28 protein-coding genes, 1 tRNA gene and 2 pseudogenes are annotated in these 25,345 nt (G+C 64.6%); 9 read left to right on the forward strand and 22 right to left on the reverse strand.

Annotated features, from left to right (window positions below):
• Positions 1 to 87: 87 nt before the first annotated feature.
• From ACZK3J_RS15840 to ACZK3J_RS15855, 4 genes are all read right to left on the reverse strand, one after another.
• The gene (locus tag ACZK3J_RS15840) at positions 88 to 729 is read right to left on the reverse strand and encodes a LysE family translocator (RefSeq protein WP_032128667.1); all 642 of its coding nucleotides are present in this window, start codon (positions 727 to 729) and stop codon (positions 88 to 90) included.
• A 98-nt stretch (positions 730 to 827) separates the two neighbouring features.
• Positions 828 to 1,436 carry an ATP-dependent Clp protease proteolytic subunit gene (locus tag ACZK3J_RS15845; RefSeq protein ID WP_032128666.1) on the reverse strand — a complete coding sequence of 203 codons (609 nt, stop codon included), beginning with the start codon at positions 1,434 to 1,436 and terminating at the stop codon, positions 828 to 830.
• Positions 1,437 to 1,473: 37 nt separating this feature from the next.
• Positions 1,474 to 1,824, reverse strand: coding sequence for an SRPBCC family protein (locus ACZK3J_RS15850; RefSeq protein ID WP_253144737.1), 351 nt, complete (start codon positions 1,822 to 1,824; stop codon positions 1,474 to 1,476).
• Positions 1,824 to 2,135, reverse strand: a complete 312-nt coding sequence (locus ACZK3J_RS15855; protein WP_478476061.1) for an ArsR/SmtB family transcription factor — start codon at positions 2,133 to 2,135, stop codon at positions 1,824 to 1,826. The genes ACZK3J_RS15850 and ACZK3J_RS15855 overlap by 1 nt, the downstream gene beginning before the upstream one ends.
• Before the next feature lie 86 nt (positions 2,136 to 2,221).
• Between ACZK3J_RS15855 and ACZK3J_RS15860 the strand changes: the two genes are divergently transcribed.
• Complete coding sequence (locus ACZK3J_RS15860) at positions 2,222 to 2,914, forward strand: aspartate/glutamate racemase family protein (protein WP_414578009.1); 693 nt, start codon at positions 2,222 to 2,224, stop codon at positions 2,912 to 2,914.
• Positions 2,915 to 2,938: 24 nt separating this feature from the next.
• Here ACZK3J_RS15860 and ACZK3J_RS15865 read toward each other — a convergent pair whose 3' ends face one another.
• Positions 2,939 to 3,334 carry a hypothetical protein gene (locus ACZK3J_RS15865; protein ID WP_100435043.1) on the reverse strand — a complete coding sequence of 132 codons (396 nt, stop codon included), beginning with the start codon at positions 3,332 to 3,334 and terminating at the stop codon, positions 2,939 to 2,941.
• 240 nt (positions 3,335 to 3,574) lie between these two features.
• Between ACZK3J_RS15865 and ACZK3J_RS15870 the strand changes: the two genes are divergently transcribed.
• From ACZK3J_RS15870 to ACZK3J_RS15885, 4 genes and pseudogenes are all read left to right on the forward strand, one after another.
• Positions 3,575 to 4,084 carry a DUF3011 domain-containing protein gene (locus ACZK3J_RS15870; RefSeq protein WP_049462116.1) on the forward strand — a complete coding sequence of 170 codons (510 nt, stop codon included), beginning with the start codon at positions 3,575 to 3,577 and terminating at the stop codon, positions 4,082 to 4,084.
• Between the two features lie 88 nt (positions 4,085 to 4,172).
• Positions 4,173 to 4,526 (forward strand): DUF6713 family protein, encoded by a 354-nt coding sequence (locus ACZK3J_RS15875; RefSeq protein WP_414578011.1) that lies wholly within the window; start codon positions 4,173 to 4,175, stop codon positions 4,524 to 4,526.
• A pseudogene (locus ACZK3J_RS15880) lies at positions 4,523 to 4,954 on the forward strand (N-acetyltransferase family protein); the annotation flags it as partial. The gene ACZK3J_RS15875 and the pseudogene ACZK3J_RS15880, both read left to right, overlap by 4 nt.
• A 179-nt stretch (positions 4,955 to 5,133) precedes the next feature.
• Positions 5,134 to 5,748 carry a sce7726 family protein gene (locus tag ACZK3J_RS15885; protein WP_414578013.1) on the forward strand — a complete coding sequence of 205 codons (615 nt, stop codon included), beginning with the start codon at positions 5,134 to 5,136 and terminating at the stop codon, positions 5,746 to 5,748.
• Here the strand turns inward: ACZK3J_RS15885 and ACZK3J_RS15890 are convergent.
• The 12 genes and pseudogenes from ACZK3J_RS15890 to thrS form a co-directional block, all read right to left on the reverse strand.
• Positions 5,728 to 6,789 carry a beta family protein gene (locus tag ACZK3J_RS15890; protein WP_414578015.1) on the reverse strand — a complete coding sequence of 354 codons (1,062 nt, stop codon included), beginning with the start codon at positions 6,787 to 6,789 and terminating at the stop codon, positions 5,728 to 5,730. The genes ACZK3J_RS15885 and ACZK3J_RS15890 overlap by 21 nt on opposite strands.
• Positions 6,790 to 6,791: 2 nt before the next feature.
• Positions 6,792 to 7,334 (reverse strand): ImmA/IrrE family metallo-endopeptidase, encoded by a 543-nt coding sequence (locus ACZK3J_RS15895; protein WP_182266460.1) that lies wholly within the window; start codon positions 7,332 to 7,334, stop codon positions 6,792 to 6,794.
• On the reverse strand, positions 7,315 to 7,899 hold the full coding sequence (locus tag ACZK3J_RS15900; RefSeq protein WP_414578017.1) for a hypothetical protein: 585 nt from the start codon (positions 7,897 to 7,899) through the stop codon (positions 7,315 to 7,317). Before ACZK3J_RS15900 ends, ACZK3J_RS15895 begins: the two co-directional genes overlap by 20 nt.
• A gap of 230 nt (positions 7,900 to 8,129) precedes the next feature.
• A tRNA-Pro gene (locus ACZK3J_RS15905) sits at positions 8,130 to 8,206 on the reverse strand.
• A gap of 68 nt (positions 8,207 to 8,274) precedes the next feature.
• The gene (locus ACZK3J_RS15910; RefSeq protein ID WP_005410431.1) at positions 8,275 to 8,631 is read right to left on the reverse strand and encodes a MerR family transcriptional regulator; all 357 of its coding nucleotides are present in this window, start codon (positions 8,629 to 8,631) and stop codon (positions 8,275 to 8,277) included.
• On the reverse strand, positions 8,612 to 8,911 hold the full coding sequence (locus ACZK3J_RS15915; RefSeq protein ID WP_005410432.1) for an integration host factor subunit alpha: 300 nt from the start codon (positions 8,909 to 8,911) through the stop codon (positions 8,612 to 8,614). The genes ACZK3J_RS15910 and ACZK3J_RS15915 overlap by 20 nt, the downstream gene beginning before the upstream one ends.
• Before the next feature lie 27 nt (positions 8,912 to 8,938).
• Positions 8,939 to 11,336, reverse strand: a pseudogene (pheT, locus tag ACZK3J_RS15920) (phenylalanine--tRNA ligase subunit beta).
• Positions 11,337 to 11,421: 85 nt separating this feature from the next.
• The gene (locus tag ACZK3J_RS15925) at positions 11,422 to 12,417 is read right to left on the reverse strand and encodes a phenylalanine--tRNA ligase subunit alpha (protein ID WP_110712975.1); all 996 of its coding nucleotides are present in this window, start codon (positions 12,415 to 12,417) and stop codon (positions 11,422 to 11,424) included.
• A 193-nt stretch (positions 12,418 to 12,610) separates the two neighbouring features.
• The gene (rplT, locus tag ACZK3J_RS15930; RefSeq protein ID WP_006380762.1) at positions 12,611 to 12,970 is read right to left on the reverse strand and encodes a 50S ribosomal protein L20; all 360 of its coding nucleotides are present in this window, start codon (positions 12,968 to 12,970) and stop codon (positions 12,611 to 12,613) included.
• 11 nt (positions 12,971 to 12,981) lie between these two features.
• On the reverse strand, positions 12,982 to 13,179 hold the full coding sequence (gene rpmI / locus ACZK3J_RS15935) for a 50S ribosomal protein L35 (RefSeq protein ID WP_005410436.1): 198 nt from the start codon (positions 13,177 to 13,179) through the stop codon (positions 12,982 to 12,984).
• 266 nt (positions 13,180 to 13,445) lie between these two features.
• Entirely contained in the window at positions 13,446 to 13,988 is a 543-nt protein-coding gene (infC, locus tag ACZK3J_RS15940; protein ID WP_005410437.1) for a translation initiation factor IF-3, read from the reverse strand.
• Positions 13,989 to 14,036: 48 nt separating this feature from the next.
• A complete protein-coding gene (gene thrS, locus ACZK3J_RS15945) occupies positions 14,037 to 15,938 on the reverse strand; it encodes a threonine--tRNA ligase (protein WP_049401217.1) in 1,902 nt (633 codons plus the stop codon).
• Positions 15,939 to 16,367: 429 nt separating this feature from the next.
• Here thrS and ACZK3J_RS15950 point away from each other — a divergent pair, with 429 nt between their 5' ends.
• From ACZK3J_RS15950 to ACZK3J_RS15960, 3 genes are read left to right on the forward strand one after another with little or no spacing between them, the layout of a single operon-like run.
• Positions 16,368 to 16,664: a hypothetical protein gene (locus ACZK3J_RS15950; protein WP_005410439.1), complete on the forward strand. Its 297-nt coding sequence runs from the start codon at positions 16,368 to 16,370 to the stop codon at positions 16,662 to 16,664.
• Positions 16,664 to 16,927, forward strand: coding sequence for a membrane protein (locus ACZK3J_RS15955; RefSeq protein ID WP_032128657.1), 264 nt, complete (start codon positions 16,664 to 16,666; stop codon positions 16,925 to 16,927). Before ACZK3J_RS15950 ends, ACZK3J_RS15955 begins: the two co-directional genes overlap by 1 nt.
• Positions 16,928 to 16,937: 10 nt before the next feature.
• Positions 16,938 to 18,497 carry a PepSY-associated TM helix domain-containing protein gene (locus tag ACZK3J_RS15960; RefSeq protein WP_149909456.1) on the forward strand — a complete coding sequence of 520 codons (1,560 nt, stop codon included), beginning with the start codon at positions 16,938 to 16,940 and terminating at the stop codon, positions 18,495 to 18,497.
• Between the two features lie 129 nt (positions 18,498 to 18,626).
• Here ACZK3J_RS15960 and ACZK3J_RS15965 read toward each other — a convergent pair whose 3' ends face one another.
• Positions 18,627 to 19,019, reverse strand: coding sequence for a VOC family protein (locus ACZK3J_RS15965; protein ID WP_049401221.1), 393 nt, complete (start codon positions 19,017 to 19,019; stop codon positions 18,627 to 18,629).
• A gap of 90 nt (positions 19,020 to 19,109) precedes the next feature.
• A complete protein-coding gene (locus ACZK3J_RS15970; RefSeq protein WP_149909457.1) occupies positions 19,110 to 20,300 on the reverse strand; it encodes a glycoside hydrolase family 18 protein in 1,191 nt (396 codons plus the stop codon).
• A gap of 222 nt (positions 20,301 to 20,522) precedes the next feature.
• Here ACZK3J_RS15970 and ACZK3J_RS15975 point away from each other — a divergent pair, with 222 nt between their 5' ends.
• A complete protein-coding gene (locus ACZK3J_RS15975; RefSeq protein WP_223224731.1) occupies positions 20,523 to 21,509 on the forward strand; it encodes a tetratricopeptide repeat protein in 987 nt (328 codons plus the stop codon).
• Between the two features lie 134 nt (positions 21,510 to 21,643).
• Here the strand turns inward: ACZK3J_RS15975 and pnp are convergent, their stop codons facing one another.
• The 3 genes from pnp to truB form a co-directional block, all read right to left on the reverse strand.
• Entirely contained in the window at positions 21,644 to 23,752 is a 2,109-nt protein-coding gene (gene pnp / locus ACZK3J_RS15980) for a polyribonucleotide nucleotidyltransferase (RefSeq protein WP_134951918.1), read from the reverse strand.
• Positions 23,753 to 23,903: 151 nt separating this feature from the next.
• Entirely contained in the window at positions 23,904 to 24,164 is a 261-nt protein-coding gene (gene rpsO / locus ACZK3J_RS15985; protein ID WP_005410445.1) for a 30S ribosomal protein S15, read from the reverse strand.
• 172 nt (positions 24,165 to 24,336) lie between these two features.
• Positions 24,337 to 25,245, reverse strand: coding sequence for a tRNA pseudouridine(55) synthase TruB (truB, locus tag ACZK3J_RS15990; protein WP_478476062.1), 909 nt, complete (start codon positions 25,243 to 25,245; stop codon positions 24,337 to 24,339).
• Positions 25,246 to 25,345 lie beyond the last annotated feature (100 nt).

Here is a 25,345-nt window from a genome sequence, read left to right on the forward strand (position 1 = left end):
CTTTCCCCGTGGGGACTGCGTACTGGATGATCAGGCTAGGCCGTAGCCGATGCGGCAGTCGTGAACAGGCCGCGTGCGCGGCGTGAATCAGCGCGGGCGGAAACGCAGCAGGGCCACTGCAAAGGCCAGGAAAACGCTGCCCACCAGCCGCTCGAACCAGCGCCGCGCGAAGGGTTTGGCCAACCATCGGCGCAGGCCATGGCCACCGGCGGCATACATCACGTACCAGAACAGTTCGCAGCCGGCGAAGGTGGCGACCAGCACGCTGTACTGCAGCGCCTGGCCACGCGACGGGTCGACGAACTGCGGCAGGAACGCCGCAGCGAACAGCAGCAGCTTGGGATTGCTCAGGCCCACCAGAAGGCCACCACGGAACACCTTCCACGCGCCCAGCGACGCCGCAACCGGCAACGCGGCATCGACCGTCACCGGTGGTGCCGGCCGGCAACTGTCACGCCATGCCTTCAGGCCCAGCCAGGCCAGATAGGCCACGCCCAGATAGCGCAGCACCTCAAACAGCATCGGCGAGGAATGCAGCAGCGCACTCAGGCCTGCTGCGGAGGCCGCCAGCACCAGCAGCATCGCCAGCAGGCAGCCAGCCATCGCCGGCACGCTACCGCGAAAGCCGAGCCCGACGCTGCGACCGAGGATATGCAGCATGTTCGGCCCCGGCGTACCACACAGAACGAACACCGTGGCGAGGAACCACCACCAGGTATGCAGGGCCATATCGGACATCCACTTCAGAAGATCCCACCAGCATAGAGTGCGCCGGCCTGGCGCGGCACACACAGCGCAGCATGGATGCGGTGGTTACAGAGGCAGGCTCAGGCCGCGAGCGCGTCGCGCCGTACCAGTACCTGATCGATCAAGCCCCATTCGCATGCCTGCTCGGCACTCATGAAACGATCGCGGTCCAGGGTCTGCTCGACCTCCTCGACACTGCGTCCGCAATGCTGCGCATACAGCCGGGTGATGCGCTGCTTGGTGCGCTGCATTTCCTCGGCATGGATGAAGATGTCCGACGCCTGGCCCTGCACCCCGCCCAGCGGCTGATGCACATGCAGGCTGGCATTGGCCAACGCCGCACGGTGACCGGGCTCGCCGGCCATCAGCAGGAACGAACCCATCGACCGCGCGGTGCCCATGCACAGCGTATGCACCGGGGCCGAGATGTATTGCATGGTGTCGTACATCGCCAGGCCGCTGGAGATCACTCCACCCGGCGAGTTGATGTACAGATGGATCGGCTTCTCCGGGTTTTCCGATTCCAGGAACAGCAGCTGCGCGCAGACCAGCGCCGACACAGTGTCATCGACTTCACCGTTGAGAAAGATGATGCGCTCGCGCAGGAGCCGCGAGTAGATGTCATGGGAGCGCTCACCGCGCTCGCTGCGTTCCACGACCATTGGTATCAGCTGCATTCTGTCCCGCATGTGCCTGCTCCCTGTAGCGTTCGATCCAGGCGCCGGCTCAGGCCGCGCGCATCATGGTGCGATGATCGTCGTTGGCGGCCAACGGCAGCAGCGCGCGCAGGTCGGTGAGCCGATGCACGATGGTCAGCACCGTCCCCCCGCCGTCATCCGCGCGCAGCCGGAAACACACCAGGCTGTGCAGATGCGGGGGCTGCGCATCGCGCAGGCGGAACCCCAGTTCCCGCCCCTCCTCGCACAGGCAAGGCTGCGGATCGGCAAGATCGGCCGCAGGCAACCAGCGCTCACGCAGCGCCGGATCGAACAGTGCGCGCCAGACCCGTTCCGGTGGCGCTGGCAGCCACTGCTCCATCACCAACGCGGGAGCCGCTTCGTTCAGAACATCGTCCATCAGTCCATCTCCTTCAGCAGATCCTGCAAGTCATCCATCCGCGCGGGCCAGTAGGCCCGGTAGCGCTGCAGCCAGTTGCCGATGTGCGCCAGCCCGCGCGGATCGACCTCGTAGTGGACGAAACGGCCTTGGCGCTGTTCGCTCACCAGCCCGGCATCGCGCAGCACCGCCAGGTGCTGGGACATCGCAGACTGGCTGATCGCCATGCCCTCGCGCAGCGCGCTGGCATGCTGCCCGCCCTCGGCCAGCTTTTCGAAGATGTGGCGGCGGGTGGGGTCGGCCAGCGCTTTGAAGAGGGCGTTCTCGATCATGACCAACACATTAGCAATCACTAATGTTTAGTGCAACTCCCGCATCGGCTGTGCTGCAATGACGGCTCCCCGGCATGGAGCTGTGCATGAAGACCCTTGGCCTGATCGGCGGCATGAGCTGGGAAAGCTCGGCGCAGTATTACCGGCTCATCAACGAGGACGTGCGGCAGCGCCTCGGTGGCGCACATTCGGCGCAGCTGCTGCTGTGGTCGGTGGATTTCGCCGGCATCAAGCAGCTGCAGCATGACGGCGACTGGAATGCGCTGGGCGACCATATGGCCGACGCTGCACGGCGCCTGCAGGCCGGTGGCGCCGATCTGCTGTTGATCTGCACCAACACCATGCACAAGCTGGCCGACCGCATCGAGGCGGTCTGCCCACTGCCGCTGCTGCATATCGCCGACCCCACCGCCCAGGCCATCGTGCAGGCAGGCGCACGCAAGGTGGGCCTGCTCGGTACCGCCTTCACCATGGAACAGGACTTCTACCGCGGCCGGCTGCAGGATCGCTTCGGATTGGAGGTGCTGGTTCCCGAAGGCGATGATCGTCGCAGCGTGCACGACATCATCTACCAGGAACTGATCGCCGGTGTGGTCAGCGAGCACTCACGACAGGTCTACGCCGGCGTGATCGCGAGACTGGTGGCGCGCGGTGCCGAAGCCATCATCCTGGGCTGTACCGAGATCATGCTGCTGGTAGGGCCGGAGGACAGCGCCGTGCCGCTGTTCGATACCACTGCACTGCACGCACGGGCTGCGGTGGACGCGGCGCTGGCGTGAATCCATGCGCGCCGGAGCGCGGGATCAGTCCGCGCCCTGCACTTCCAGCGCGGTGATGAGCCAATCGACCACCGCCTGTGAATCGCACAGGAAGAAGATGGCATCGCCGGAGCGCGCCTCGGTAAGCAGGCGATAGACCGTGATCGCCACCGCCGACTGGTTGGCGATGAACACTTCCGGGCTGCGCGGCCCCTCGCTGTGGCCGGCAACCGCGTGCAGCGCCTTGCGTGCGGCCACGGTGGCAGCCGGGTCCGCGCTGCGGGTCAGTTCCGGCCCGCGCAGGCCCCAGGCAATGAACACATGCTTGCCCTTGAACGTAGTGTCCAGGACCCGCACCTCGGCGCCGCCTGCGTCGGCCGAGCGATGAATGACGGTACTGCTGATCAACGCAACCCCCTGTGGTCGTCGTGGTCCGCGCATCCTCCTCCACGCGCCGGCCGCATGCCAGTGACAACAGCCACAGGCTGTGCCGACCGGCGTGGGAGACATGTAAGAGGGTGTAAACCGATGCGATCGGATGTGCAGCGATGATACGGGATGTAAGCCTCTGCATGGGCCCGCGCGTACTACTAAACCGCCACTGAGCCATCTTCGGAACGAAGCGTTCCGGCAGCCCCGGACTGGGCCATTCTTGCCGCCCCATCCCCACCGAGCCTGCACATGTCCCATCGCCTGCTGCTGACGATCACCGGCACCTCCCTTGCCCTGCTGCTGGCCGCCACCACCGTAGCCGCACAGGACTACGACACCGATCACATTCCGGCGCTGCGCTGCGAATCGCAGTTCAACAAGACCGCGCAATGCCCGATCGAGGGCCCCATGCGCCTGGCCAGGCAACTGTCGGTGACCCGGTGCGTGGAGAACCAGAACTGGGGCCAGAGCCGCCGCACGTTGTGGGTGACCGACGGTTGCCGCGCCGAGTTCGTCGCCGACGGCTATGGGCGCGGACGCTGGCCGGGCCGCGGCAGGGACCGTGACGATGATGGCGAGCGCCTGGTCTGCGAGTCCTACGAAAAGAAGGACAAGGAATGCCGTATCCGTGTGCGCCACGAGGTGCGCCTGGTCAAGCAGAAGTCGGTGACGGCCTGCATCGAGGACCGCAACTGGGGCTGGGACCGCCGCGGCGTGTGGGTCAGCGACGGCTGCCGGGCCGAGTTCCGCGTGTATTGACTGCCGAGCACGCGCTGGCTGCGGCGGGTAGGCATGCGTGCGGGACAGAGCCGATAGACTATGGCCTGTACATGGCAGGGAGCGCGACATGGAACGATGGTATCTGGCGACGCTGTTGGCGTTGATCCTGCATCAGATCGACGCTGCGTTCTGGCAGGAATGGGCCATGTTCCATGTGCCCGGTGGCATCCGGGGCTTCCTGCTGTTCAACCTGCTTGCGATCGGCTTCGTGCTTTGGGGGTATCGCCAGACCCTGCTGGGCACATCGTCGGCGCGCGACCATGCGCTGGTTTGTGGCGCACTCGGTATTGGCACGGCGCTGATCCATCTGGCGTTTGCCCTGTTCGGTCGCGATGAATTCCACCTGCCGCTGTCGATCGCCGTCCTGCTCGCCTGCTTTGTGTCGGGCGGCGGCTTGTTGCTGCAGCTGCGCCCGCGATGAGCCGGACTTCCCACTCCGCACACCTGCGTGACGGCAGCATCCAGGACGCCGATGCCTTGATTGCGCTCGACAGCGTGGCGGCCAACGATCCAGGCCGGGCCCTGCAGATCGGCGACTGGCTGGCACGCGGCGGCGTGCAGGTTGCCGAGCAGAACGGCAGGGCCGTCGGCTACCTGGTCATTCATCACCACTTCTTCGGCGAAGCCTTCGTCGAAATGCTGATGGTGGCGCACGCACAGCGCGGCCAGGGCATCGGTACCGCACTGCTGCGCCAGGCCATCGCACTGCACGGCCGGCGCAAACTGTTCACCTCGACCAATGCCTCCAACATCGGCATGCAGCACCTGCTCACTGCCCACGGCTTCGTGGGCAGCGGCATCCTGCATGGGCTGGACGAGGGCGCTCCGGAACTCATCTATCGCTTGGCAAGCGCAGAGCAGCTGTCCAGGAAAGCAGTGAACCAGGACAGGCAGACGTGCCATGGACTGAGCCCCCCCCCCCTCAGGCTAAGCCGAGAACGAGCTTGGGAGCGAGCGCATGCCTAACGATGGCGATAGACTACCTTCCTGGGCGCGAAAATTCTGGACTTGGAGCTGAATTGCGACCTATGAACTACGCCGCAGATGAAACACTGAGATTAATTCGATGGCTGCTGCCCCAATTGCAGCAAGACGAGATAATTGCTCTCGAACTACCTTACAAGGATGTGAGCAGAAAAGCCGATATCGCAATCGTCGGACCTAATCGCCTGGTTGCCATCGAGGTGAAAGGGCCTAGGGACAACCTAGCAAAGCTCTCCAGACAGGTCGAAGACTACGTAGAGGGATTTCTCGAGGTCTATGTCGCGGCAGCACCCAATTTAATGCCCACGATTAAGGATATTATGCCGGAAAGGATTGGACTGATCGACTTAGGCGAAACTACGATCAGCCGCCGTCGGCTCTCAGCCAAACGGCAGCGCCTGTCTAAGACAGGAGCAATTCAGTGGCTCAGAGCTGACGAATTACGCCAGATGTTAGGCGCGCGCAGGGGCCCGAGCAATATCCAAATGCTCCGCCAATCTGCGGTCAATCTTCTGACGACGGCGCAATTGTCACACAGTGCAATCACGTCCATCTACAACCGAGCGAACCAGAAGTTCGCAATCTTCAACTCGGAGCGAGGTGAGCGTCTGACGCTGGATGACGTCGAAACTCTCCGACTACCTAAGAAGATACGCTAGCTCGATCCGATTTGACTGTCGAGAAAGATGGAAGTTGATGCGAACAGATATCCAGTGAGCAGGAGATCTGCCTTGAACTGCGCCGCCAGCAGCACTTTTAATGTTCTCATGCCCCCAGCAGTCGAGAGCAACGTAGTCTGGGTCGTGGAATGCCTTATCTGCAGCGAGATCATACCCCCCGTTCGGACGGCGGTAACGATGATAGAAAAGTGTCTGATCCAAGGGAACATCTACGCGGGGCACCCAACTGGTCACGATCCCCTTGAAGTCTTCTGGATGAACGAGAGCATAGTCACCATGAACCACGTCACCGAGACCATGTTCAGCCCTCACATCCTCTGAGAGTTTCACCTCGAGCAGTTCAAACTTCCCATACTCATCACCACCATAGTCGGGAAGCACAACACTCTTCGGAAAACTACTGCAGGCTACAGCTCGCAACGCAAAACCAGCGCCAGCGGCCACTAGGGTTTGCTTGCTGTCAGCCAGAGCCGCTGCGTAAGTGGACTTGCTTACATAGCCACCATCGCAGATGAGAATCACTTGCTCCAATCCGCCGAGTTCTCTCTTGAGAACATCAACAAGTCGGGAAGTAGAGTCATAATCCACAGGGATACGGAATGCAATATGCGTTGAGCGATTTAGAAACGCCTTGCACTGCACCAACACGCTTCTTTCATCGAACGGATCGGTGAGGTGGACAGTCGGTATGCAGGCTGAATTAAGCGACGAAAGCACAAATGCTCGCCAATTGCGAAATCCGTTGTCGGCATCCAGCAACATGGCCGTTTCTGCGTTACTGAGGCTATCCATCGTAGTAACGTCAGCAATGTAGGAGCGCCCGGCAAGATGCTCCTCAATTTTAGACACGCAGACGCTCACAGAGCCCTCTGTATTCTTCTTCGTCCGGCGCGATTTTGTGTACTCGACGACGGGAAGCAGAGCATCTTTTACTGAGCCAGAGAGCTCAGCATAAGCGCGAATTTCAGCATCTCGCGAGCGAAGAATCGGCACGTATCGCTTCCCTGCAACTTCGTTCATTTCTAACCCATCCGGTAGCCCAAATTATCCAGCCGATAGCGCATCGCCAAGGTGGACACATCGAAGTGACGAGCTAGATCGTTAAGGTTTCTCAACCCTTTGTCAACTGCAGCCCGCACCTCGTCCTCCGGCATCAGTAGTTGGGCGGCGAACTGGTCAGCCTCACGCTCCATGTCTGAGCGATCGTCGTTGCGCCGAGCAAAGGTGTAGTCACGGAACTGATTCTGTTCCCTTCTATGCAGGATGTAATGCGCAATTTCATGAGCGATGGTGAAGCGTTGACGCACCCGATGATGGTACGAATTCACGCCTGCAACCCAAATGTCGCCCCTTTTTTCAAGAAAGCCGGAAACTTCGTCATCCATTTGCTCATGCACAACTTTGATGCCGAGCATTTGCGCCACATCATCGACGCGACACGGAGCGGAGCCCATACCTCGATTGGCCATCTCGGCCTGGAGAGTGGCGAGCGACTCTATAGCCCCTTGTGGAGAACCTTTTGCGGCGGGCGGGCCAATGGGAGTTCTAAGCTTTACTATCGCCATCTGAATTCTCGCTTTCGCTTAGCACTGCAACGTCGTCCAATGCCTCATACATTCTTCTTAACTCATCGACCAGATCTTGGACGTTCCCGAGTTCGTTCTCGATGCCGGTCGCGACGCCGGCTTGAATCTTCGTCTGGAGGAAATTCTTAAAATCCTGCGATTCAACAACATCTCTAAGTGCCTTATCCATTTCCGCTCGACTACCCGCCCTAACGGTGAAGAAGGCTAGGGACACTACTGCCGCCAGCATTACGGTAAGCACCGTGATGACAGTACTGTAAAGACCGGTCACCGTATCCAGATGCCTTCCAAAGGCCTCATCACTTGAGGGCTTCTCGACTTGGCCAGGCGGTGACGAGACGGATGTGCCACCGGCTTTCGGTGCCTCATAAACGGTCACCCACGACTTGTTTACAGAAGGGTTGCCGAGTGCATACAGCGGGGCAAGGAGCACCATAAATGAACAAACAACCAGCACCGAAATCTCCATCCTTCGCGACCGTATCCACGGACGAGCTTGCCGCCTGAGGGCCTCGAAGCCATCCTTCAACTTGCGCAGTTTCATGTCCATTGTCCTGCTATGGTTGATGAGAACACTCATCTATCTCACAGATTGCGACTTCTCAAGTCCAAAAAGTGTAGCGCACGGGTCTGCCACCGTGATCATCCCCTTATGACGTGATCATCCCCTTATGAAGGGTACTCAAGAACTCTGATCACCTTGGATAGGCGGGGATAGGGTTTGATAAGAAAAAAGCCCACGCATTGCTGCGCAGGCTTCTTGATTCATCACAGTGGTCGGGACGGCCGGATTCGAACCGACGACCCTCTGCCCCCCAGGCAGATGCGCTACCAGGCTGCGCTACGCCCCGACTGATGCTGCGATGTGCCCGCCAGTGCGGCGGGCCGTGAAGTATAGCGGATTACGATGGAAATGGGATCAGCGGCGCAACAACTGCAGCACTTCTTCCAGCTCCATGCGCACCTGCTTGATGATCTGGTTGCTCAGCGCCGATTCCTCGCGGGCATCGGGACCATCCAGACGCAGGCGTGCACCACCGATGGTGTAGCCCTGTTCGTACAGCAGGCTGCGGATCTGCCGCACCATCAGCACGTCATGGCGCTGGTAGTAGCGGCGGTTGCCTCGGCGCTTGGCCGGCTCAAGGCTGGGAAACTCGGTTTCCCAGTAGCGCAGGACGTGCGGCTTGACGTCGCACAGCTCGCTGACCTCACCAATTGTGAAGTAGCGCTTGGCCGGGATCGGCGGTAGTTCGCGGTTACTGCCCGGATCCAGCATAAGCTTCCACCCTCTCCTTGAGCTTCTGGCCCGGACGGAAGGTGACCACCGTACGGGCGGAAATCGGAATTTCCTCGCCGGTCTTGGGGTTGCGACCCGGGCGCTGGTTCTTGCGCCGCAGATCGAAATTACCGAAGCCCGACAGCTTCACCTGACGTCCCTGTTCCAATGCTTCACGCAGCACATCGAAAAACGCGTCGACGAATTCCTTGGCTTCCCGCTTGTTCAGACCGACTTCGTCGAACAGCTTTTCCGCCATCTCCGCCTTGGTCAATGCCATTGCCTGCTACCCCCGAGTGCTGCCCGCTCAGCCGCGGATCCGGGCGTGATGTTCACGCTCGATGGCAGTGACCGCCTCGGCCACCACCGCATCCACGTCGCGGTCCGTCAGAGTGCGCGACTTGTCCTGCAAAATCAAGCCCATAGCGAGACTCTTGAATCCCGGCTCGACGCCCTGGCCGACGTAGCGGTCGAACAGGTTCAGGTCGCGCAGCAGCGGACCGGCGGCCTGGCGGACGGTGGCCGCGAGGTCGGCCCAGGCCACCTGTTCAGGCACCAGGAATGCCAGGTCGCGACGCACTGCCGGGAAGCGCGACAATTCGCCGGCACGCGGCAGGCGGCGGGCGGTCAGCGGCTCCAGGTCCAGCTCGAAGGCATAGACGTCGGCTTCGATGTCCATTGCCTTGGCCAGGCGCGGATGAACCTGGCCGATCCAGCCGATCGCCACGCCATCACGGAACACCTCGGCTGAACGGGCCGGGTGGCCGTAGGGGCGGGCCGACGGGCGGAACTCCAGTACCGCACCACTGGCAGCGGCCAGCGATTCCAGATCGCCCTTCAGGTCATGGAAATCGACCTTGCGGGCCGGCAGGCCCCACTGCAGTGCCTGTGCATCGCCACAGACCGCAGCGGCCACGCGCGGGGTCTCCAGCGGCGCCGGCCGGCTTTCGCCGAGCGACGCGTCGCCGGCCTGCTGGGCGAACACGCGGCCCAACTCGAACAGGCGCACGCGGCCGATCTGGCGGGCGGCGTTGCGGCCCAACGTGGCGACCAGGCCTGGCAGCAGCGACGGGCGCATCACCGCCAGTTCCGCCGACAGCGGGTTGGCCAGCGGTACCAGGCCGTCGCGCAGCTGCCACTGGCTCAGCAGCGCATCGTCGACGAAAGCGAAATTGACGGTTTCCTGCTGGTCACGGGCGATCAGCTGGCGGCGCACGCTCAGTGCGTCCAGCTGGGTCTCGCTCGGCATCGCCACGCGCGAGGCGCCGCCCGGCAGCGTGGTCGGGATCTGCTCGTAACCGTGGATGCGCGCCAGCTCTTCGATCAGGTCTTCTTCGATGGCGATGTCGAAGCGGCGGCTCGGCGCCGTGACCTGCCAGCCGTTGGCGGTGGCAACCACGTCCATGCCCAGCGCGCGCAGGATGCGCTCGACTTCCGCATCGTCGATGGTGATGCCGAGCACGCGGGTGATGCGGGCGCGGCGCAGCACGATGGTTGCCGGCTGCGGCAGATCGGCCTCACGCACGGCCTCGGTGACCGGCGCCGGGGTACCGCCGGCCAGGTCCAGCACCAGGCGGGTGGCGTACTCGATCGCGGTACGCGGCAGTGCCGGATCGACACCACGCTCGAAACGGTGGCCGGCATCGGTGTGCAGGCCCAGCTTGCGGCCACGGCCCATGATCGATGCCGGGGCGAAGTGCGCGGCTTCCAGGAACACGGCAGTGGTGACGTCGGTGACGCGGGTGTCGAAGCCACCCATCAGGCCGGCCAGGCCGACCGCGCGATCGGCGTCGGTGACCACCAGGAAGCTGTCGTCCAGCGCGGCATCGCGGCCATCCAGCAGCTTCAGGCTCTCGCCGGCACGCGAACGGCGCACGGCGATGCTGCCCTGCAGGGTGCCCAGGTCGTAGGCATGCATCGGCTGGCCGAGCTCGAGCATCACGTACTGGGTGATGTCGACCAGCAGCGAGACCGGGCGCACGCCACTGCGGCGCAGGCGCTCGGCCATCCACAGCGGGGTCTTGGCGGCGGCGTTGACACCTTCGATGACGCGGCCCAGGTAACGCGGTGCTTCGGCGCCGGCGTCGAGCTGGATGGCCAGCTCACGGCTGCCGATGGCGGGAATCGCCTCGGCGGTGAAATCCAGCACGTCGCTGCGGGTGGCCGCGGCGACGTCGTAGGCGATACCGCGCAGGCTGAAGCAGTCGGCGCGGTTCGGGGTCAGCTTGATCTCGATGCTGGCGTCCGGCAGGCCCAGGTACTCGACCAGAGCCTGGCCGACCGGTGCGTCATCCGGCAGCTCCAGCAGGCCGGAGGCATCGTTGTCCAGGCCCAGCTCTCCTGGCCGAGCACAGCATGCCGTTGGACTCGACACCGCGCAGCTTGGCCGGCTTGATCTTCAGCTCGCCAATCTGCGCGCCGACCATCGCCAGCGGCGCAACCAGGCCCGGACGTGCGTTCGGTGCGCCGCACACGATCTGCAGCAGCTCGCCCTGCCCGGCATCGACCCTGCACACCTGCAGGCGGTCGGCTTCCGGATGGCGTACGGCGTCGACGATGCGCGCCACGACCACGTGCTCGAGGCCTTCGCCCAGCGCGGTCACGTCTTCCACTTCCAGGCCGATGGCGGTCAGCACCGCACTCAGTTCATCGCGCGAAGCGCGGGTCGGGACGTGGCTGCGCAGCCAGTTTTCGGAGAATTTCATGGTGTCACCCTGGTGGGCCCGGCGCATGCGCCTGGGCCTGCGAATTTAGAAGCAGTCGAGCAAGCTCGACTCTACGGACCGGCGCTTACGCGAACTGCTTGAGGAAGCGCACGTCGTTCTCGAAGAACGCGCGCAGATCGTTGACGCCGTAACGCAACATCGCAAAGCGCTCCACGCCCATGCCGAAGGCAAAGCCGGTGTAGCGCTCCGGATCGATGCCGACGTTTCGCAGCACGTTCGGATGGACCATGCCGCAGCCGAGCACTTCCAGCCAGCGGGTGCTGCCATCGGGCTGCTGCCAGGCGATGTCCACTTCCGCGCCCGGTTCAACGAACGGGAAATAGCTGGGGCGGAAGCGCATCTCGAAGTCGCGCTCGAAGAAGGCGCGCACGAACTCGGCCAGCGTGCCCTTCAGGTCGGCGAAGGTCGAATGCTCGTCCACCAGCAGGCCTTCCACCTGGTGGAACATCGGCGAATGGGTCTGGTCGCTGTCGCTGCGGTACACCTTGCCGGCGGCGATCATGCGCAGCGGCGGCGCGTGGTCGCCCATGTAGCGCACCTGCACACCGGAGGTATGCGTGCGCAGCAGGCGGCCGTCGCCGAAATAGAAGGTGTCGTGCATGGCGCGCGCCGGATGGTGCGGCGGGAAGTTCAGCGCCTCGAAGTTGTGCCAGTCGTCCTCGATCTCCGGCCCTTCAGAGAGCTCGTAGCCCAGCCGGCCGAAGATGCCGGTGATGCGCTCCAGGGTGCGGGTGATCGGATGCAGGCCGGCGCGGTCGCCATTGCGGCCCGGCAGGGTGATGTCGATGGCTTCGGCAGCCAGGCGCGCGTCCAGTGCCGCGTCTTCCAGCAGCGCCTTGCGCTCGCCCAGCGCGCGGGTCAGCGTGTCGCGGGCCTGGTTGATCGCTTCACCGGCGGACTTGCGCTCGTCGGCCGGCAGGGCACCGAGCTGCTTGAGCTGCGAGGTGATGCTGCCACTCTTGCCAAGCAGGGCCACGCGCAGCTGTTCCAGCACGTCGGGGCTCTGTGCGGCGGCCACATCGGCCAGCGCCTGGGTGGTGAGGGATTGGATGTCGCTCATGGGGGGCCGGAACTCCAGTCGATCTGCCATCGCGATGCGCGAAGGGCCGACCCCTGTCGCCACCGCCGTCCCCGCGCTGCCGTCATGGCCTCACCGGGACCCAAAAAAGAATGGGGAAGGACTTGCGCCCTTCCCCATGCATTGCCTTGACCTGACACCGTTCCGAGTGAACGGTTACGGCATCGGGAAGGACTTATGCCGCCAGCGCGCCCTTGGCCTTTTCGGCCAGCGCGGTAAAGCCGGCTGCGTCGTGCACGGCGATGTCAGCCAGGACCTTGCGATCCAGGGTGATGCCGGCCTTCAGCAGACCGTTCATGAAGCGGCTGTAGCTCAGGCCGTTGATGCGGGCAGCCGCATTGATACGGGTGATCCACAGCGAACGGAAGTTGCGTTTCTTCTGCTTACGGCCGATGTAGGCGTACTGCTGTGCCTTGATGACCGCCTGCTTGGCGACGCGGAAGACCTTGCGACGGGCGTTGTAATAGCCCTTGGCGAGATCCAGAATCTTCTTGTGGCGGCGACGCGCCTGTACGCCACGCTTAACTCGTGCCATTTTTCAGTTCCTCAGAGGTAAGGGAGCATGCGGTCCAGACGGCCTGCGTCTTCTGCACGGACATGGCCCGTCTGACGCAGATTACGCTTACGCTTGGTCGCTTTCTTCGTGAGGATGTGGCTACGGTTGGCGTGGCCGCACTTGTACTTGCCCGAGGCGGTCTTGCGGAAACGCTTGGCCGCTGCCCGGTTGGTCTTGATCTTGGGCATTGCAATGTCCTTGATGGGATATGACCCTGGTTTCTGACTGATCTGGCGGCGGCCTGGGCCGCTCTTTCCGTCCTGCCATGATCGGCGTACGACCCGTCCTGGGTGGGTCGAGCCGGGCATGATACAGGCAAAACCGCCCTGCCACCAGCCCCTGCAACCCTTTCGCCGGCAATTCACCGGCGTCCTGCAAAAGCAAAGGGACGCCCATGGCGTCCCTCTACCCTGAACCATTCAGCCAGGCGCCCCGGAAGGCGGCCCGTCAGGCCTCAGGTCTTCTTCTTCGGCGCGATCATCATGACCATCTGACGCCCTTCCAGGCGCGGACGGGATTCAATGACGATGTCCTCGCCCAGATCGGTCTCGATCCGGTTGGCCATTTCGCGGCCCAGTTCCTGGTGGCTCATTTCACGGCCACGGAAACGGATGTTGACCTTGATCTTGTCACCATCCTCGAGGAACCCGCGCATCTTGCGCAGCTTGATCTGGTAGTCGCCCTCGTCCGTGACCGGACGGAACTTCACTTCCTTGATCTCGACCTGCTTGGTCTTCTTCTTGGCCTCGCTGGCCTTCTTCTGCGCTTCGAACTTGAACTTGCCGAAGTCCATGATCTTGCAGACCGGCGGATCGGCCTGCGGCTGGATTTCGACCAGGTCCAGGCCTTCATCTTCGGCCATGGACAGCGCTTCGTCGCGCGACAACACGCCGATCATTTCTCCGTCACTGCCGATCACGCGGACGCGCGGCACACGGATTTCCTGATTCTTGCGGTTCTGTTTGTTGTCAGGGGTGCTGATATTACGTTCTCCCAAGGGTATCGAACCGGTCCGGGTGCCTGTGCCCCCGGACCGGACCTTTGCTTACGCGCCCTCGGCCTGGAGCCGCTCGATGAAGGCCTGCAGGCTCATGCTGCCCAGGTCTTCGCCAGAACGCGTACGCACCGCCACAGCCCCATTTTCCTTCTCGCGGTCACCAATGACCAGCAGGTAGGGCACGCGCTGCAACGTATGCTCGCGGATTTTATAGCCGATCTTCTCGTTACGCAAATCCGAGCTGACGCGGAAGCCTTGCTCCGCAAGGGTTTTGGTCACGCCCGAGACGTACTCGGCCTGAGCGTCGGTGATGTTGGCCACCACCACCTGGGTCGGCGCCAGCCAGGTCGGGAACTGGCCGGCATGGTGCTCGATCAGGATGCCCAGGAAGCGCTCCATCGAGCCCACGATGGCGCGATGCAGCATGACCGGGTGCTTCTTCTGGCTGTTCTCGTCCACGTACTCGGCGCCCAGGCGGCCCGGCATCATGAAGTCGACCTGCATGGTGCCCAGCTGCCAGGTACGGCCGATCGCGTCCTTCAGGTGGTACTCGATCTTCGGGCCGTAGAAGGCGCCCTCGCCCGGCAGCTCCTGCCACTCCACCCCGTTGCTGGACAGTGCCGAGCGCAGCGCGCCCTCGGCCTTGTCCCAGGTGGCGTCATCGCCCAGGCGCGATTCCGGACGCAGCGCGATCTTGACCTGGATCTCATCGAAGCCGAAGTGCTGGTAGACCGCCAGCGCCTGCTGGTGGAACGCGGTCACTTCCGCCTCGACCTGGTTTTCGGTGCAGAACACGTGGCCGTCGTCCTGGGTGAAACCACGCACGCGCAGGATGCCGTGCAGCGCGCCGGACGGCTCGTTGCGGTGGCAGGCACCGAACTCACCATAGCGGATCGGCAGGTCGCGGTAGCTGTGCAGGCCCTGGTTGAACACCTGCACGTGGCCCGGGCAGTTCATCGGCTTGAGCGCGTAGGTGCGCTTCTCCGATTCGGTGAAGAACATCGCGTCCTGGTAGTTGTCCCAGTGGCCGGATTTCTGCCACAGGCTCACGTCCAGGATCTGCGGGCAGCGCACTTCGCCGTAGCCGGTCTTGCGGTACACCTTGCGCATGTACTGCTCGACCACCTGCCACAGTGCCCAGCCCTTCGGGTGCCAGAACACCAGGCCCGGCGCTTCTTCCTGCAGGTGGAACAGGTCCTGCTGCTTGCCGATGCGGCGGTGGTCGCGCATCTCGGCTTCTTCGATGCGCTTGATGTACGCCTCGAGCTGCTTCTTGTCGGCCCAGGCGGTGCCGTAGATGCGCTGCAGCTGCTCGTTCTGCGCGTCACCGCGCCAGTAGGCACCGGAGATGCGGGTCAGCTTGAAGGCCTTCAGGAAGCGCGTGTTCGGCACGTGCGGGCCGCGGCACATGTCCACGTATTCCTGGTGGTAATACATGCCCATCGCCTGGATGTCGTCGGACATGTCCTCGATCAGGCGCAGCTTGTAGTCCTCGCCACGGGCCTTGAAGATCTCGATCACTTCGGCGCGCGGCGTCACCTTCTTGATCACGTCGTAGTCCTGGGCGATCAGTTCACCCATGCGCTTCTCGATCGCGGCCATGTCGTCCGGGGTGAACGGGCGCTCGGAGTAGATGTCGTAGTAGAAGCCCTCGGCGATCACTGGGCCGATCACCATCTTCACGTCCGGGTACAGCTGCTTGACGGCGTGGCCGACCAGGTGGGCGCAGGAGTGGCGGATGATCTCCACGCCCTCCTCGTCCTTGGCGGTGATGATGCGCAGGCTGGCATCGTGGTCGATGACGTCGCTGGCATCGACCAGCACGCCATCCACGGCACCGGCGATGGTGGCCTTGGCCAGGCCGGCGCCGATCGACTGGGCGACCTCCATGACGCTGACGGGGTTTTCGAATTCGCGGCGGCTGCCGTCGGGAAGAGTAATGTTGATCATCGCAGTGGCTTCGTGCGGGGCCCGCGGGGCGGGCTGGAAAGCGTTCCCGGGGCGGCGCCCGGGCAATAAAAAAGCGCCACGAGGGCGCCTGGAACACAGGGCCTTCGGGGGCAGGTCAACAGTGGGCGGTGGTAGTGCTCATGTCGCACGCTCGGCCGGCGCTGGGCGCGGGCCACCTTGTTCCAGTCAGGGTTCTGCGATGATCTTAAACCAGCCCGGCGGAAAGCCCAAGGGCTACCGTACGGTCCGCTGAATGGGTCTCGCTGGCGGCGTGAAATTGCAATGATTACCATGTCGGCGCAGGCCGCCCTGTGCCAGCCTGCCCGCTTTCCCCCAGGACCCCGTGATGCGCCACCCGCTCCGACCGGCTCCCGCCGGCCCCGCCCGTGCCCCGCGTTCGCCGGCCCGCTGCCACGCTGGCCGCCCGCGATGATCACCGTCGGCCTTTCCACGCTCGGCTTCTGCAGCCTGGGCATGCTGGCGGCGATGTTCTCGGCGCTGGCGTTCTATGCCGCCTCGCCGCACTGCCGCTGGCCGCGCCTGCGCCGTGCCGGCCGCCTTGGCCGCCAGATCGGCCTGGTCGCCGCTGCCGCCGCGCTGTGGCTGTGGATGGCCGAGCTCGGTTTTGCCGCCGGCCTGGTGGCGATGCTGTGCACCTGGATGCTGGCCGCCATGCTGCTGCCGGCGCTGGCGGCCTGGCACCGCCCCGGTACGGAGTCGCCCTGATGTGGCCGCGTGCCCTTGCCGGCATCATCGCCGGCTTCCTCCTCGCCGCCGCCGTCACCGGCCTGCTGGCGTGGCTGCCGCCCGGCCCGTGGCAACGGGCGCTGGTGCCGACCCTCATCGCCTTCATCCCGCTGTGGATGCTGGCCGCCCTGTGGGCGTTCAGTTTCCGCAGCGCGCTGCGCGCCTGGCTGGTGCTGGCCGGCAGCGCCGCCGCCGGCTTTGCCGTGCTCGGGCTGCTGCGCCTGACCGGCGCGGTGCAATGAGACCTTTCCCATGAAGTTCAGTTCGCAGACGCTGCGCACGTTCACCACCCTGCACACCTGGGTCGGCCTGGTTGCCGGCTTCGGCCTGTTCGTGGCCTTCTACGCGGGTGCGCTGACCCTGTTCCACCACGACCTGCCGCTGTGGCAGACGCCCGGTGCAGCCACCGCACTCCCCGCCGGCCTGGACGACGCGCAGTACCTGCTGGAAGACGTGCTTGCCGCGCATCCGGAAGCGCGCCGCCACGTCGGCATGACCTTCCCCGGCACCGAACACCCGCAGCCACTGGCCTACTGGCAGGCCGATGACGGCAGCTGGCGCTACGCCTGGCCGGGACAGATCGCCGGCAGCACCACGCCGCCACAGACCGGGCTGGCCGAACTGGTCAACGAGCTGCATTACAGCCTCGGCCTGCCGGTGGCCGGCATCTACGTGATGGGCATCGTCAGCCTGCTGTATGGCATGGCCCTGCTCAGCGGCCTGGTGATCCACCTGCCGAAGCTGTTCGGTGATCTGTTCGCGCTGCGTCCGGGCCGCAACCTGAAACAACTGTGGCAGGACGCGCACAACGTGATCGGCGTGCTCAGCCTGCCCTTCCACCTGATGTTCGCGGTCACTGGCGCCCTGCTCTGCCTGGTGTTCGTGCAGATGGCCCTGCTCAACCCGCTGATCTACGACGGCAAGGCCCTGCAGGCGGTACCGACCGCAATGGACACCGCGCCCGTGCGCGACGCCAGCGGCATCCCGGCACCGCCTGGCAGCCTGCGCCTGCTGCATGCACGCGCGCTTGAAGTGGCCCGCGCACAGGGCGTGGCCAATTTCGAACCGGCCTACCTGAAGCTGGCCAACGCCGGCGATGCCAACGCCACCATCGAGATCACCGGCGAATCCACCGGCACGCTCGGCCCGCTCGGCGCGGTGGCACTGGACGTGGCCACCGGCAACGTCCTGGCCTCGCAGCTGCCCGGCCAGCGCGACGCCAACCACGCCACGCTCAGCGCCGCCTACGCGCTGCACTTCGGCGAGTTCGGCAACGGCGTGGTGGTCTGGCTGTACTTCCTGCTCGGCCTTGGCGGTGCCTTCCTGTTCTACTCCGGCAACCTGTTGTGGATCGAATCGCGGCGCAAGCGTCGCCAGCCGCAGCAACCGCGTGCCGGGGTGAACATGGCACGGGCCACGGTCGGCGTCTGCATCGGGCTGTGCGTTGCGATTTCGGTGGCGTTCGTCACCGCACTGGTGCTGGAGCGGCTGGCACCGTCCGCGGTCGACCACGGCATCCGCTGGGCCTGCTTCGGCAGCTGGGCGGCCTGTGCGCTGTGGGCCGCGCTGCGACGCCCGGCGCAGGCGGCACGCGAACTGCTGTGGGCGGCGGCGATCAGCACCGCGCTGGTGCCGATCCTGCATGGCGCGCTCAATGGTGACTGGCTGTGGCGTGCGGCCGCGCGTGGCCACTGGCCGCTGTTCTGGGTCGATGCCATCGCGCTGGCCATGGCCTTCGGCTTCGCCCGCCTGGCTGTGGCCAGCCAACGCCGCGCCCGCAATGGCGACCCCAACAGCGTCTGGGCCAACTGAGCCGTCGCCGGGCATGGCCCGGCGCTACCGACCGTTACGCGCAACGCCCCCTGTAGCGTCGAGCATGCTCGACAGCTGTTGATCTCGCGCCAAGCTCCGTCGAGCAAGTTCGACGCTACCCAAGCAGGATCATGCCTCGCCGGGGTAACGACTCACTTCGATCAGGTTGCCATCCGGGTCGCGGAAGTACACCGATTCGATCGGCCCCAGCGCGCCGGTACGTGCGACCGGCCCCTCCTCCACTGCAACGGACTGCGCCTGCAGGTGAGCCAGCACATCGGTCGTCGCCGTGCGCGTGACCAGGCACAGATCGGCGCTGCCCGGCATGGGCCGCAGCGCATGCGGTTGCAGCGGGGCGCTGGCCGGATGCAGGTTGATCTTCTGCTGGCCGAACTGCAGCGCGGTACGACCGGCGCCGAAGCGCACGACCTGCATGCCGAGCACGCGCTGATAGAAATCACAGCTGCGGTCGATGTCGGCGACGGTGAGGACCAGATGGTCCAGGCGTTCGAGATGGATCATACCCGCAGCATAGCGCTACGGGCATGGACATGCTGTGCGGGGTCGGGCCGATGGCGTTGCGGCGTTGCGCCGGACATCGCCTGATGCAGCTCAATCGCCGATGCGCGCCTTCTGCCAGGGGCCCAGCATGGCGTTGAGCAGGCTGGCCTGTTCGTCGTCGCCGGTCAGCTCCCACATGAAGACGCCGGCCAGGCCCTGCTCGCGGGCGAACTGCGCACGCAGGCCGATCGAGCGCGGGTCTTCATAGCTGATGAAAACCTTCTGCTCGGCGTTGTACAGCCACGGGCTCTGCGCCTGTGGTTGCCAGTGCTTCGTCCAGCCCGGCTGGTCGAGATAGCGCGCCTTGATCACGCGCCAGTCGCCGGCATCGGCCGGTGCACTGTAGGACTGGTACAGCCCATCCGGCGCATCGCCGGTGACCTTGAAGCCGCGCCCGTAGAACGGCACACCCAGCACCAGCTTGTGGGCTGGCACCCCGCGCTCGCGGTAGTACTGCACCGCGCCGGCAACGTTGTTCCAGCGCCGCAGTTCCGGCGCCAGCGGATCGGTCGGCACTTCATGCAGGGGCGCATTGAACGTCGACACCGCCGAGAAGCCGGTGCCCATGTCGTAGCTCATCAGGTTGATGAAATCGAACACCTTGGCCAGCGCCGGCAGGTCATAGCTTGCGGCTGGATCATAGGGGCCATCGGTCTGCAGGCGACCGGCGGCCAGTGCGGCGGTCAACAGCATCGGCTGCCCCGCCTTGCGGCCATGCGCATCAAGGGCCACGCGGAACGCCTGCGCGAGCCGGGTCAGATTGGCGCGGTCCTGCGGGCGGTGTGCCAGCTCCTTCGGTCCGCCACTGACCGGGAACTCCCAGTCGATGTCCACGCCATCGAAACTGCCAGCATGACGATCGAAGAACAGCGCCATGCATGAGTCGACCAGGCGCTTGCGGCTGCCCTCGGTCAGCGCTGCATCGGAGAATCCACCTGCGCCCCAGCCACCGATCGAAATCAACGTGCGCAGATGCGGGTGCGCCTTCTTCAGCTCGGCCAGCGCCGCGAAATTCTTCGGCGCTTCCGCACCGATCGTGCAGCGCCCGTCCTCGATGGTGGAGAACGCGTAGAACAGGTGGGTGAGGCGCTCGGCCGGAATGCTCGACACCGGGTAGCGCTCGGCCGAACCACCGGGGTAGTAGGCACCGAAGATCGGCGGCTGCGCGGGTGCCGCATGCACGGCTATGGGCAAAGCACCGGCAATCAGCACGGCAAGGGCAACCACAGTCTGGCGGAACATGGGATCTCCCGGTTCGAAGGCGCAGCCACGTTAGCAAACGGATGGGGCTGTGGGACGGTTGTCGTGGCATGTCGTCCAGTGGACAAGTGCATCCCGCCGGATGACGACAACGCACCAGTCATGCAACGACCCTCATGCACTGCAGCAGGACACACGCCGACGCTGCGTTCGCGGGCTCGCGCATCGGCTAAGGTAGCCGCGGACCTTCAACCGCGCATGGACATGAGCACCGACCACGACAACCTCGACGACGGCGACCTGCTGGACGACGAAACCCTCGACGAATGCCAGGCCCTGGAGGCACGCGCCTACGCCGCCTTCCGAGAGGGCGACCTGCAGCAGGCGGTGGCGCTGTTCGGCGAGCTGATCGCACTCGCCCCCGAAGTGCCGTACCTGCATTACATGCGCGGATTGGCGCACAAGTACCTGCGCGACTGGGCTGCCTCACTGCAGGACAACCTGCAATCGGAGCAGCTGCGTGGGGAATTCGATGTCGCCACCGCCTGGAATGCCGGCATCGCGGCCACCGGCATGGGCAACTGGGCCGAAGCACGGCGCCAGTGGGCCCGCTGTGGCATCACCCTGCCCGAAGGCGAGGGCCCGATCGAGGGCCACTTCGGCGTGGCCTGCGTGCGCCTGGCGCCATGGTCCGACGCCGAGGTGGTGTACATGAGCCGCATTGATCCGGTGCGTGCACGCATCGACAACGTACCGCTGCCCGAAAGCGGCTTCCGCTTCGGCGACATCGTGCTGCACGACGGCGCATCAACCGGCCATCGCACCTACGGCGAGCGCCAGGTGCCGGTGTTCAACGCGATGCAGCGCCTGCAGGCATCGGACATGGCGACCTTCACCGTGTTCGTGCAGTGCGATTCGGCCGATGACATCGCTGCGCTGGAGGCAATCACCCTGCCCGGCATCGGCATGGTCGAGGACTGGACGGCTACCGTGCGCCGGCTGTGCCGCCGCTGCAGCTACGGCACGCCGCACCAGCATGGTGATGAGGCGCCAGATGAAGACCAATGGAGACGCGAACGTGACCTCGGCGTGGCCGCACAGGGCCGGGCTGCGGTGGAAAAGCTCATGGCGGTGTGGGTCGCTGCAGCCCCCGGCCGGGTGCTGGAGGCCATCGAACAGCGCGAGCACCCGATGAGCGACCCGGAGCCAGGCCAGGTCTGGTGGCTGGGGGAGGACGAAGAAGACGCGTAAGTGCAAGGACCAACGGTCCTCATCCACAGGATTCCAGGCAAAGAAAAAGCGGGCCGAAGCCCGCTTTTTCATTTCAGCGATTCCAGGAGCGTGTCAACCAAGGTTGACACCTACCGTAATCGACCGGAGGTCGATTATTCGGCGCTGGCGGCTTCGCCTTCTTCAACGGCCTTCATCGACAGGCGGATACGGCCCTGCTTGTCGACTTCCAGCACCTTGACCTTGACCACATCGCCTTCCTTCAGCACGTCGCCGACCTTCTCGACGCGATCGCTGGAGATCTGCGACACGTGGACCAGACCGTCCTTGCCCGGCAGGATCGTGACGAACGCACCGAAGTCCATGATCTTGGCGACCTTGCCTTCGTAGATGCGGCCCGGCTCGACGTCCGAGGTGATCTGCTCGATGCGGGCCTTGGCGGCCTGGGCAGCGATGGCATTGACCGAAGCGATGACGATGGTGCCGTCGTCCTGGATGTCGATCTGGGTGCCGGTTTCCTTGGTGATGGCCTGGATGGTCGAGCCACCCTTGCCGATCACTTCGCGGATCTTGTCCGGGTGGATCTTGATGGTCAGCAGGCGCGGCGCGTAGTCCGACAGCTCTTCACGCGGAGCGGTCAGGCCGTGGGCCATTTCGCCCAGGATGTGCAGACGGCCAGCCTTGGCCTGCTGCAGGGCCTGCTTCATGATCTCTTCGGTGATGCCTTCGATCTTGATGTCCATCTGCAGGGCGGAGATGCCCTCAGCGGTACCGGCCACCTTGAAGTCCATGTCGCCCAGGTGATCTTCGTCACCCAGGATGTCGGACAGGACGACGAAACGCTCGCCTTCCTTGACCAGACCCATGGCGATACCGGCAACCGGCGCCTTCACCGGCACGCCGGCGTCCATCAGGGCCAGCGACGAACCGCAGACCGATGCCATCGACGAGGAACCGTTCGACTCGGTGATTTCCGAGACGACGCGGATGGTGTACGGGAAGGCTTCCAGCGACGGCATGACAGCCAGCACGCCGCGCTTGGCCAGGCGACCGTGGCCGATTTCGCGGCGCTTCGGGCCCATCATGCGGCCGCACTCACCCACCGAGAACGGGGGGAAGTTGTAGTGGAACAGGAAGTTTTCCTTGTACTCACCGGCAACGGCGTCGATGACCTGGCCGTCACGGGCGGTGCCCAGGGTGATGGTCACGATGGCCTGGGTTTCGCCACGGGTGAACAGCGAGGAACCGTGGGTACGCGGCAGCACGCCGGTCTTCACGGCGATCGGGCGGACGGTGTCCAGCGCACGGCCGTCGATACGGACCTTGGTGTCCAGCACCGAGTCACGCATGGTGCGGTATTCCAGCTCGCCGAATTCCTTCGACAGCTCGGCCGGGTTCCAGCCTTCGGCGGCCACGCGGCCAGCCAGGGTTTCGAACACGTCCTTCTTGATTGCCGAGATGGCGTCGCGGCGCTGCAGCTTGTCACGCACCTGGAAGGCTTCGCCCAGGCGCGGGCCGATGGCTTCCTTCAGGGCGGAGATCAGCGCGTCGTTCTTGGCCGGGGCTTCCCAGGTCGACGGCTTGGTGCCGGCTTCGACGGTCAGCTCGTTGATCGCGTTGATGACCTTCTGCATTTCGCGGTGACCGAAGGTCACGGCGCCCAGCATCACTTCTTCGGACAGCAGCGCGGCTTCGGATTCAACCATCAGCACGGCGTTGGAGGTACCGGCGACGACCAGTTCCAGCTGCGAGTCAGCCAGTTCGCTGACGGTCGGGTTCAGGATGTACTCGCCGTTCTTGTAACCGACCTTGGCAGCGCCGATCGGACCCATGAACGGGGTACCGGCCAGGGCCAGGGCAGCGGAGGCACCGATCAGGGCCGGGATGTCGCCGTCCACGTCCGGGTTCAACGACATGACCGTGGCGATGATCTGCACTTCGTTCTTGTAGTCTTCCGGGAACAGCGGACGGATCGGACGGTCGATCAGACGCGAGATCAGGGTTTCCTTCTCGGTCGCACGGCCTTCACGCTTGAAGAAACCACCCGGGATACGGCCGCCGGCGTAGAACTTTTCCTGATAATCGACGGTCAGCGGGAAGAAGTCCTGGCCTTCGCGCGCGCTCTTGGCGGCGACGGCGGTGACCAGCAGTACGGTGTCGTCCATCTTGACGATGACGGCGCCGCTGGCCTGACGGGCGACTTCGCCGGTCTCAAGCGTGACGGTGTGCTTGCCGTACTGGAAGGTTTTGGTGATTTTTGCCACGGAGGGTGTCCTTGGGGATGCTGTCTGCGAATTTGGACCGTCGGCGACCCTTGCCGCCAGCGGGTGGCCGGATCGTTCCGGCCCGAATCGGGGATTGCGGTACTACAAAACAAAACCGCGGCGCATCGCTGCGCCGCGGGGGATTCGTTGCTTAGCGACGCAGGCCAAGCTTCTCGATCAGGGCCTTGTAGCGCTCGACGTCCTTCTTCTTCAGGTAGTCGAGCAGGCTGCGACGGCGGTTGACCATCTGCAGCAGGCCGCGGCGGCTGTGGTGATCCTTCTTGTGGGTCTTGAAGTGGCCGGTCAGCAGTTCGATGCGGGCGGTCAGCAGCGCAACCTGGACTTCCGGGGAGCCGGTGTCAGCCGAGCTGCGCTTGTTGTCTTCAATGACCTTCTGGGTGTCGATCGACATTTCATTTTCTCTGTGATGCGTGGCCGGCAGGAACGCGCTTCGCGCACCGCCAGGCTCGCCGTGGACTACGAGGATGAAACCTGCGCCAGGCAGGCTGCCGGAAAACGGCCGCGAAATTGTAACGGTCGGGGGCTTCCGGGACAAGGACCGGGGCTGAACCGCCCGGGCCCGGTCAGAGGTTGAAACGACGCTGCGGGGCCAGCAGGCCGCTTTCGTCGACCTGGCCCAGGCCCTGGACAGCGTCGTCCGGACCAAACACCGCCACCAGGCCACGCGGCCAGGACAGATCGCGCTGGCGCTGGCCGACGCAGAAGCGGTGGGCCTGGTCGGCATCCAGGTCGACCCGCGGGTACTCGGCCAGGCCGGCCGCCAGCGGCAGCAGCAGCGCGTCCATGCCCGCCTCGTCACCCGCCTCGACCATCGCCCGCAGCTGGTCCAGGGTGACCATCACCGGCTCACGGAACGGCTCGACCCAGAGCCGACGCAGTGCGCTGATGTGGGCACCACAGCCCAGCGCCTCGCCCAGGTCGCGGGCCAGGCTGCGGATGTAGGTGCCGGAGCCGCAGGTGACGCGCAGCCGCAACCGTTCCGGCTGCTGCTCCAGCACCTCGATGGCATGTACCTGCACCTCGCGTTCGGGCGCTTCGATGACATCGCCGCGGCGGGCCTTCACATACAGCGGCTCACCGCCCTGCTTCAGCGCCGAATAGATCGGGGCACGCTGGCGGATGTTGCCGGTCAGCGCCGCCAGTGCGGCCTGCAGCGCTTCGGCACTGATGGCCGGCACCGGGCGCTGCAGCAGCACCTGGCCTTCGGCATCGTCGGTATCGGTGGTCTGGCCCAGCACGATCTCGGCGTCGTAGGCCTTGCCCGAGCCGAGCAGCAGGCCGGCGATCTTGGTTGCCTCGCCGAAGCACAGCGGAAGCAGGCCGGTGGCCAGCGGGTCAAGGCTGCCGGTATGGCCACCCTTTTCGGCACGGAACAGGCGACGGGCCACCTGCAGGGCGGCGTTGGAGCTCATGCCGGTCGACTTGTCGAGCAGCAGGATGCCATCCAGGCGGCGGAACTGAATTCGGGTCATGACAGGATTTTGTAGAGTCGAGCCATGCTCGACTGCTGCAGCGCGGTCTGCATCAGACATCGCGCAGCCGGAATGCAACGACGCCGGGCATGCCCGGCGT

It is taken from the genome of Stenotrophomonas sp. 86428_Sma (assembly GCF_056481585.1).

Excerpts from the sequence above, each read along its gene's own strand:
- thrS (WP_049401217.1), bottom strand. The coding sequence starts at position 15,938 with ATGATCAACATTACTCTTCCCGACGGCAGCCGCCGCGAATTCGAAAAC.
- ACZK3J_RS15870 (WP_049462116.1), top strand. The coding sequence starts at position 3,575 with ATGTCCCATCGCCTGCTGCTGACGATCACCGGCACCTCCCTTGCCCTG.
- ACZK3J_RS15850 (WP_253144737.1), bottom strand. The coding sequence starts at position 1,824 with ATGGACGATGTTCTGAACGAAGCGGCTCCCGCGTTGGTGATGGAGCAG.
- ACZK3J_RS15900 (WP_414578017.1), bottom strand. The coding sequence starts at position 7,899 with ATGAAACTGCGCAAGTTGAAGGATGGCTTCGAGGCCCTCAGGCGGCAA.
- ACZK3J_RS15960 (WP_149909456.1), top strand. The coding sequence starts at position 16,938 with ATGAAGTTCAGTTCGCAGACGCTGCGCACGTTCACCACCCTGCACACC.
- ACZK3J_RS15965 (WP_049401221.1), bottom strand. The coding sequence starts at position 19,019 with ATGATCCATCTCGAACGCCTGGACCATCTGGTCCTCACCGTCGCCGAC.
- ACZK3J_RS15865 (WP_100435043.1), bottom strand. The coding sequence starts at position 3,334 with ATGCGCGGACCACGACGACCACAGGGGGTTGCGTTGATCAGCAGTACC.
- ACZK3J_RS15925 (WP_110712975.1), bottom strand. The coding sequence starts at position 12,417 with ATGAGCGACATCCAATCCCTCACCACCCAGGCGCTGGCCGATGTGGCC.
- ACZK3J_RS15915 (WP_005410432.1), bottom strand. The coding sequence starts at position 8,911 with ATGGCATTGACCAAGGCGGAGATGGCGGAAAAGCTGTTCGACGAAGTC.
- ACZK3J_RS15970 (WP_149909457.1), bottom strand. The coding sequence starts at position 20,300 with ATGTTCCGCCAGACTGTGGTTGCCCTTGCCGTGCTGATTGCCGGTGCT.
- truB (WP_478476062.1), bottom strand. The coding sequence starts at position 25,245 with ATGACCCGAATTCAGTTCCGCCGCCTGGATGGCATCCTGCTGCTCGAC.
- ACZK3J_RS15950 (WP_005410439.1), top strand. The coding sequence starts at position 16,368 with ATGATCACCGTCGGCCTTTCCACGCTCGGCTTCTGCAGCCTGGGCATG.
- ACZK3J_RS15845 (WP_032128666.1), bottom strand. The coding sequence starts at position 1,436 with ATGCGGGACAGAATGCAGCTGATACCAATGGTCGTGGAACGCAGCGAG.
- rpsO (WP_005410445.1), bottom strand. The coding sequence starts at position 24,164 with ATGTCGATCGACACCCAGAAGGTCATTGAAGACAACAAGCGCAGCTCG.
- ACZK3J_RS15875 (WP_414578011.1), top strand. The coding sequence starts at position 4,173 with ATGGAACGATGGTATCTGGCGACGCTGTTGGCGTTGATCCTGCATCAG.
- ACZK3J_RS15855 (WP_478476061.1), bottom strand. The coding sequence starts at position 2,135 with ATGATCGAGAACGCCCTCTTCAAAGCGCTGGCCGACCCCACCCGCCGC.
- ACZK3J_RS15860 (WP_414578009.1), top strand. The coding sequence starts at position 2,222 with ATGAAGACCCTTGGCCTGATCGGCGGCATGAGCTGGGAAAGCTCGGCG.
- rplT (WP_006380762.1), bottom strand. The coding sequence starts at position 12,970 with ATGGCACGAGTTAAGCGTGGCGTACAGGCGCGTCGCCGCCACAAGAAG.
- ACZK3J_RS15885 (WP_414578013.1), top strand. The coding sequence starts at position 5,134 with ATGAACTACGCCGCAGATGAAACACTGAGATTAATTCGATGGCTGCTG.
- ACZK3J_RS15955 (WP_032128657.1), top strand. The coding sequence starts at position 16,664 with ATGTGGCCGCGTGCCCTTGCCGGCATCATCGCCGGCTTCCTCCTCGCC.
- ACZK3J_RS15840 (WP_032128667.1), bottom strand. The coding sequence starts at position 729 with ATGGCCCTGCATACCTGGTGGTGGTTCCTCGCCACGGTGTTCGTTCTG.
- rpmI (WP_005410436.1), bottom strand. The coding sequence starts at position 13,179 with ATGCCCAAGATCAAGACCAACCGGGCAGCGGCCAAGCGTTTCCGCAAG.
- ACZK3J_RS15910 (WP_005410431.1), bottom strand. The coding sequence starts at position 8,631 with ATGCTGGATCCGGGCAGTAACCGCGAACTACCGCCGATCCCGGCCAAG.
- ACZK3J_RS15890 (WP_414578015.1), bottom strand. The coding sequence starts at position 6,789 with ATGAACGAAGTTGCAGGGAAGCGATACGTGCCGATTCTTCGCTCGCGA.
- ACZK3J_RS15975 (WP_223224731.1), top strand. The coding sequence starts at position 20,523 with ATGAGCACCGACCACGACAACCTCGACGACGGCGACCTGCTGGACGAC.
- ACZK3J_RS15895 (WP_182266460.1), bottom strand. The coding sequence starts at position 7,334 with ATGGCGATAGTAAAGCTTAGAACTCCCATTGGCCCGCCCGCCGCAAAA.